General features: G+C 67.8%; 6 protein-coding genes and 1 pseudogene. 1 reads left to right on the forward strand and 6 read right to left on the reverse strand.

The window, feature by feature from the left end; all coding sequences use genetic code 11:
* A pseudogene (locus P409_RS39165) lies at window positions 1-402 on the forward strand (FAD/NAD(P)-binding protein); the annotation flags it as partial.
* Between the two features lie 259 nt (window positions 403-661).
* Here P409_RS39165 and P409_RS24225 read toward each other — a convergent pair.
* The 6 genes from P409_RS24225 to P409_RS24250 all read right to left on the reverse strand — a co-directional run.
* Window positions 662-2,452 (reverse strand): ABC transporter substrate-binding protein, encoded by a 1,791-nt coding sequence (locus P409_RS24225; protein ID WP_081991766.1) that lies wholly within the window; start codon window positions 2,450-2,452, stop codon window positions 662-664.
* Window positions 2,453-2,539: 87 nt separating this feature from the next.
* Window positions 2,540-2,818: a DUF2160 domain-containing protein gene (locus P409_RS24230; RefSeq protein WP_202964787.1), complete on the reverse strand. Its 279-nt coding sequence runs from the start codon at window positions 2,816-2,818 to the stop codon at window positions 2,540-2,542.
* Between the two features lie 12 nt (window positions 2,819-2,830).
* Window positions 2,831-3,634, reverse strand: coding sequence for a carbohydrate ABC transporter permease (locus tag P409_RS24235; protein WP_034844679.1), 804 nt, complete (start codon window positions 3,632-3,634; stop codon window positions 2,831-2,833).
* A complete protein-coding gene (locus tag P409_RS24240; protein ID WP_034844680.1) occupies window positions 3,631-4,503 on the reverse strand; it encodes a carbohydrate ABC transporter permease in 873 nt (290 codons plus the stop codon). Before P409_RS24240 ends, P409_RS24235 begins: the two co-directional genes overlap by 4 nt.
* A 3-nt stretch (window positions 4,504-4,506) precedes the next feature.
* Window positions 4,507-5,592, reverse strand: a complete 1,086-nt coding sequence (locus P409_RS24245) for an ABC transporter ATP-binding protein (RefSeq protein WP_034844681.1) — start codon at window positions 5,590-5,592, stop codon at window positions 4,507-4,509.
* Window positions 5,593-5,595: 3 nt separating this feature from the next.
* The coding region (locus tag P409_RS24250) for a TOBE domain-containing protein (RefSeq protein WP_034844682.1) at window positions 5,596-5,841 on the reverse strand (246 nt) is incomplete at its 5' end.

Consider the following 5,841-nt stretch of genomic DNA (forward strand, 5'->3'; position numbering starts at 1 on the left):
ACGGTGACGGCGGTGGAGGACGGGCTTTCGGTGACGCTGCGCCGCCGCGGCGCCGCCCAGGACGAGACCCGCGGGATCTGCCGCCTGGTCCTGGCCAGCGGGCCGGAGACCGACCCGGCGCGGACCGACGACCCGCTGCTGCGGTCGCTGCTGGCCGGCGGCGCGGTACGGCCGGACCGGCTGCGCCTGGGCCTCGACGTCGATGCCGGGGGGCGGCTGATCGGCCATGACGGCCAGCCCTCGCCCCGGCTCTACGCGCTCGGCCCGCCGACCCGCGGCGCCTTCTGGGAGATCACGGCGGTGCCGGACATCCGCAAGCAATGCGCCGAGGTGGCGGCGGCGATGCTGCAGAGCGACACCGTCCCGCCCCCCGCCAAGCCGGGCTTCGACCCGGGGATCTAGCGGGAGGATCCGCTTCCCCAAAAACTGTCATGCCCGGGCTTTTGACCCGGGCGTCCAGAAGGTCTCGACGCTCTCTGGATTGCCGGGTCAAGCCCGGCAATGACAATGGAGGGGTCTGAGAGATCGTTTGGAACTGCGCTGGTGTGAGTCGACTGGCGGTGGTTTCGAGAACCGGAGCCCAGCGGGCGTTGGCCCGTGAGCACCGGAAGCGGAGAAACCGCCGCCAGGCGGCCGCACCAGGTGCGTTTCCAAATGATCTCTACCGGACCTTCCCTTCCTTCCAGGCCTGCAGCAGGCTGTCATAGGCCACGGTCTGGCCCTTCTCCTTCTCGTTCTCCAGCTTCGGCTTCGGCGCGCCGGGAGCGTCGAACCACTCCTTGGCGTCCTTCTCCTCGTTCAGCTTCGGCCCGCAATCGCCGAGATTGCCCGCCCGCTCCAGCCGCGCCAGCACCTGGTCCTGCTGCTTGGCCAGATTGTCCATCGCCTGCTGCGGCGTGACCTCGCCGGTCACCGCCTCGGCCACATTCTGCCACCACAGCTGCGCCAGCCGCGGATAGTCGGGAACGTTGGTGCCGGTCGGGGTCCAGGCGACGCGCGCGGGGCTGCGGTAGAACTCGACCAGCCCGCCCAGCTTCGGCGCCATCTCGTCCATCGCCTTGGAACGGATGTCGCTGTCGCGGATCGGGGTCAGGCCGACCTGCAGCTTCTTCAGCGAGGTCGACTTGCAGATGCAGAACTGGGCGTACAGCCAGGCTGCCTGCTGCCGCTCCTTCGGGGTGCTCTTCAAGAGGGTCCAGGAGCCGCAATCCTGGTAGCCCAGCTTCATCCCCTCCTCCCAGTACGGGCCGTGCGGCGAGGGCGCCATGCGCCATTTCGGCGTGCCGTCCTCGTTCACCACCGGCAGGCCGGGCTTGGCCAGGTCGGCGGTGAAGGCGGTGTACCAGAAGATCTGCTGGGCGATATTGCCCTGGCCCGGCACCGGCCCGGCCTCGGAGAAGGTCATGCCGGCCGCCTCGGGCGGGGCGTACTTCTTCAGCCACTCGATGTACTTGGTCAGCGCGTACACCGAGGCCAGGCCGTTGGTGTCGCCGCCGCGGGTGACGCTGGAGCCGGCGGGGCGGCAGCCCTCGACCCGGATGCCCCATTCGTCGACCGGCAGGCCGTTCGGGATGCCCTTGTCGCCGGCGCCGGCCATCGAAAGCCAGGCGTCGGTGAAGCGCCAGCCCAGCGACGGGTCCTTCTTGCCGTAGTCCATGTGGCCCCAGACGCGGACGCCGTTGATCTCCTTCACCTTGTTGGTGAAGAAATCGGCGATGTCCTCATAGGCCGACCAGTTCAGTGGCACGCCGAGGTCGTAGCCGTACGCCGCCTTGAACTGCTCCTGCAGCTTCGGGTCGGTGAACCAGTCGTAGCGGAACCAGTACAGGTTCGCGAACTGCTGGTCCGGGATCTGGTACAGCTTGCCGTCGGGCGCGGTGGTGAAGCTCTTGCCCATGAAGTCGTCGACATCGAGCGTCGGCAGGGTGAAATCCTTGCCGTCGCCGGACATGAAGTCGGACAGCGGCACGGCCTGGCCGTAGCGGAAATGGGTGCCGATCAGGTCGCTGTCGTTGACATAGGCGTCGTAGATGTTCTGGCCCGACTGCATCTGCGTCTGCAGCTTCTCGATCACGTCGCCTTCCTGAATCAGGTCGTGCTTCAGGTTGATGCCGGTGATCTCGGAGAAGGCGCGGGCCAGCGTCTTCGACTCGTATTCATGGGTGGTGATCGTCTCCGACACCACATTGATGTCCATGCCGCGGAACGGCTCCGCCGCCTTGATGAAGAACTCCATCTCCTTCAGCTGCTCGTCCTTGGACAGCGTCGAAGGCTGGAACTCGGTGTCGATCCACTTCTTGGCGTTGGCGGTCAGCTCCTCCGCCGTCGCCGCGAAGGCGCGGCGGGCGAAGCCCGGCAGGGCCCCCGTGAAGGCCATGCCGGCGCCGAGGGCGGAGGCGCCGCGCAGCAGGTCGCGGCGGTGGACCGGGAACCCGCCCGGCCCGTGCAGCATCTTGGTCATGATCTCTCCCCGTCTAGACAGATGTTGAACCATCACTTTCCTGCCCCTTGCCGGGGCCGGTCCGGAACCCGCGTCAGCTCATCCGAACCGCATCACCGCGATCATCCACGCCACGGCGATCGCGAAGCCGTACCAGAGGCTGCCCGAGGCCAGCCCGATCCAGGCGAGATGGATGTAGGCGGCGCCCAGGAGGCCGATGAACAGCCGGTCGCCGCGGGTGGTCGTCAGCGGCAGCAGGCCGCGCCGCGGCACCGAGGGCGACACCAGCTGCCACACCGTCATCGCCGCCAGGAGCGCCGCGATGCCGCCGAAGAACCAGGCGGTGGGCGGCGTCCAGGCCATCCAGTCCAAGGTCATGGCGCGGCCTCCTCACACCCGGCCCAGGGCGAAGCCCTTGGCGATGTAGTTGCGGACGAACCAGATCACGATCGCGCCGGGCACGATGGTCAGCACGCCGGCGGCGGCCAGCAGCGACCAGTCCATGCCGGCGGCGCTGACCGTGCGGGTCATGGTGGCGGCGATCGGCTTGGCCTCGACCGAGGTCAGGGTCCGCGCCAGCAGCAGCTCGACCCAGGAGAACATGAAGCAGAAGAAGGCGGTGACGCCGATGCCGCCGCGGATCAGCGGCACGAAGATGGTCAGGAAAAAGCGCGGGAAGGAGTAGCCGTCGATATAGGCGGTCTCGTCGATCTCCTTCGGCACGCCGGACATGAAGCCTTCCAGGATCCACACCGCCAGCGGCACATTGAACAGGCAATGCGCCAGCGCCACGGCATAGGGCGTGTCGACCAGCCCGAAGGCGGAATAGAGCTGGAAGAAGGGCAGCAGGAACACCGCCGGCGGCGACATCCGGTTCGACAGCAGCCAGAAGAACATGTGGGTGTCGCCGACGAAGCGGTACCGGCTGAAGGCATAGGCCGCCGGCAGCGCCACCAGCACCGAGATCACCATGTTCATCAGCACATAGGTGATCGAGTGGATGTAGCCCGAATACCAGGACTGGTCGGTGAAGATGGTGGCGTAGTTGGCGAAGGTGATGCTCTGCGGGAACAGCGTGAAGCCGGACAGGATCTCGCGGTTCTCCTTCAGCGACATGCTGACCAGCCAATATATCGGCAGGGCCAGGAAGACCATGTACGCGATCAGGATGACGGCACGGGTGCGGCGGTTCATGACGCGTCGGCTTTCCCGAGATTGGTGATGACCGTGTAGAACAGCCAGGAGAACAGCAGGATGATCAGGAAGTAGATGATCGAGAACGCCGCCGCGGGCCCCAAGTCGAACTGGCCGACCGCCATGCGGGTCAGCTCCTGGCTCAGGAAGGTGGTGGCGTTGCCGGGCCCGCCGCCGGTCAGGACGAAGGGCTCGGTGTAGATCATGAAGCTGTCCATGAAGCGCAGCAGCACAGCGATCAGCAGCACGCCCGTCATCTTCGGCAGCTGGATGTAGCGGAACACCGCCCAGCGCGAGGCGCCGTCGATCCGCGCCGCCTGGTAGAAGGCGTCGGGGATCGAGCGCAGCCCGGCATAGCCTAGGAGCGCCACCAGCGACGTCCAGTGCCAGACATCCATCACCAGCACGGTGATCCAGGCGTCGAAGGTGTCGGCGGTGTAGTTGTAGTCGATGCCCAGGCGGTTGATCAGCACGCCCGCCAGGCCGATGTCGGGCCGGGCGAAGATCTGCCAGATCGTGCCGACCACGTTCCAGGGAATCAGCAGCGGCAGCGCCAGCACGACGAGCGTGACCGACACGGCCCAGCCCCGCGCCGGCATGCACAGCGCCACCAGCACGCCGAGCGGGATCTCGATCAGCAGCACGCAAAGGCTGAAGATCAGCTGCCGGCCCAGCGCCGCCTGCAGCCGGTCGTCCTGCAGCACCTGCTCGAACCATTCGGTGCCGACGAAGACGCCCTGGCCGGGGCCGAAGATGTCCTGCACCGAATAGTTCACGACCGTCATCAGCGGGATGATGGCGCTGAACGCCACCAGCAGCACGACCGGGACGACCAGGAACCAGGCGGCGTTGTTGCGGGTCTTGTCCATGGCTCAGCCCACCAGCCTGCCGTCGGCATAGAGAAGGGTGCGCTCCGGCGGGAAGCGCAGGAACACGGTGTCGCCGGCGAGGCTGCGGCCCTCGGCCAGCTTGGCCTTCACCGTCGCCGGGCCCAGCCGCAGCGTGACGATCAGATGCGTGCCTAGGTCCTCGACCTCGGTCACCGTCGCCGGCACGCCGCTGTCCGCGACCTCCAGGAACTCCGGCCGGATGCCGAGCTCCAGGGTGCCGGCGCCGTTGGCCAGGAAGGCGTCCACGCCCTGCCGCGCCGAGGCCGACAGCGGGATGCGGCCGCCCTCGATCACCGCGTCGCCCTGGTCGACGACGCAGGGCAGCAGGTTGATGCCGGGGCTGCCGATAAAATAGCCGACGAAGGTGTGGGCCGGCCGCTCGAACAGCTCCTGCGGGGTGCCCAGCTGCACCACCTGGCCGTCATACATCACGATCACCTCGTCGGCGAAGGTCAGCGCCTCGAGCTGGTCGTGGGTGACGTAGATCAGGCTGGTCCGCACCTGCTCGTGCACCTCCTTCAGCTTGCGCCGGAGCTGCCATTTCAGATGCGGGTCGATGACGGTCAGCGGCTCGTCGAACAGGATGGCGGCGACGTCCTTGCGCACCAGGCCGCGGCCCAGCGAGATCTTCTGCTTCTGGTCGGCGTCCAGGCCGCGGGCGCGGCGCTTCATGACCGGCGTCAGCTCCAGCATCTCGGCGACCTCGGCCACGCGGGCGTCGATCTCCGGCTTCGGCAGCTTGCGGTTGCGCAGCGGGAAGGCCAGGTTCTCGGCCACCGTCATGGTGTCGTAGACCACCGGGAACTGGAACACCTGGGCGATGTTGCGCTGCTCCGGCGACGCCTGGGTGACGTCGCGGCCGTCGAACAGGATCTGCCCCTGGCTGGGCGTCACCAGGCCGGAGATGATGTTGAGCAGCGTGGTCTTGCCGCAGCCCGAGGGCCCGAGCAGCGCATAGGCGCGGCCGCTCTGCCAGACCATGTCCATCGGCCGCAGCGCATAGTCGGCCGGATCCGTCGGGTTCGGCTTGTAGCTGTGCGCCAGGGCCTTGAGGTCGATGCGGGCCATGTTTCACCTGGTCCGGGCCGGCGCGGCGGCGAGCCGCCCGGCCGGGTCGAAGACGTAGATCCTGGCGGGGTCGACCGCGACCGTCACCGGCTCGCCCAGCGAGTGCTTGTGCACGCCGGGCTGCTGCGCCACCCAGGGCCGGCCGCCGAAATGGAAATGCACATAGGTCTCCGACCCGCTGATCTCCGCCAGCTCGACCGGCGCGGTCACCGAGGCCTCGCCTGGCCCGGCCGCGCCCAGCCGCAGATG

The organism is Inquilinus limosus MP06 (genome assembly GCF_000767795.1).
Classification (GTDB): Bacteria; Pseudomonadota; Alphaproteobacteria; order DSM-16000; family Inquilinaceae; genus Inquilinus; species Inquilinus limosus_E.

Coding starts and splice junctions, on each gene's coding strand:
- P409_RS24240 (WP_034844680.1), bottom strand. CDS start 4,503: ATGGACAAGACCCGCAACAACGCCGCCTGGTTCCTGGTCGTCCCGGTC.
- P409_RS24235 (WP_034844679.1), bottom strand. CDS start 3,634: ATGAACCGCCGCACCCGTGCCGTCATCCTGATCGCGTACATGGTCTTC.
- P409_RS24225 (WP_081991766.1), bottom strand. CDS start 2,452: ATGCTGCACGGGCCGGGCGGGTTCCCGGTCCACCGCCGCGACCTGCTG.
- P409_RS24245 (WP_034844681.1), bottom strand. CDS start 5,592: ATGGCCCGCATCGACCTCAAGGCCCTGGCGCACAGCTACAAGCCGAAC.
- P409_RS24230 (WP_202964787.1), bottom strand. CDS start 2,818: ATGACCTTGGACTGGATGGCCTGGACGCCGCCCACCGCCTGGTTCTTC.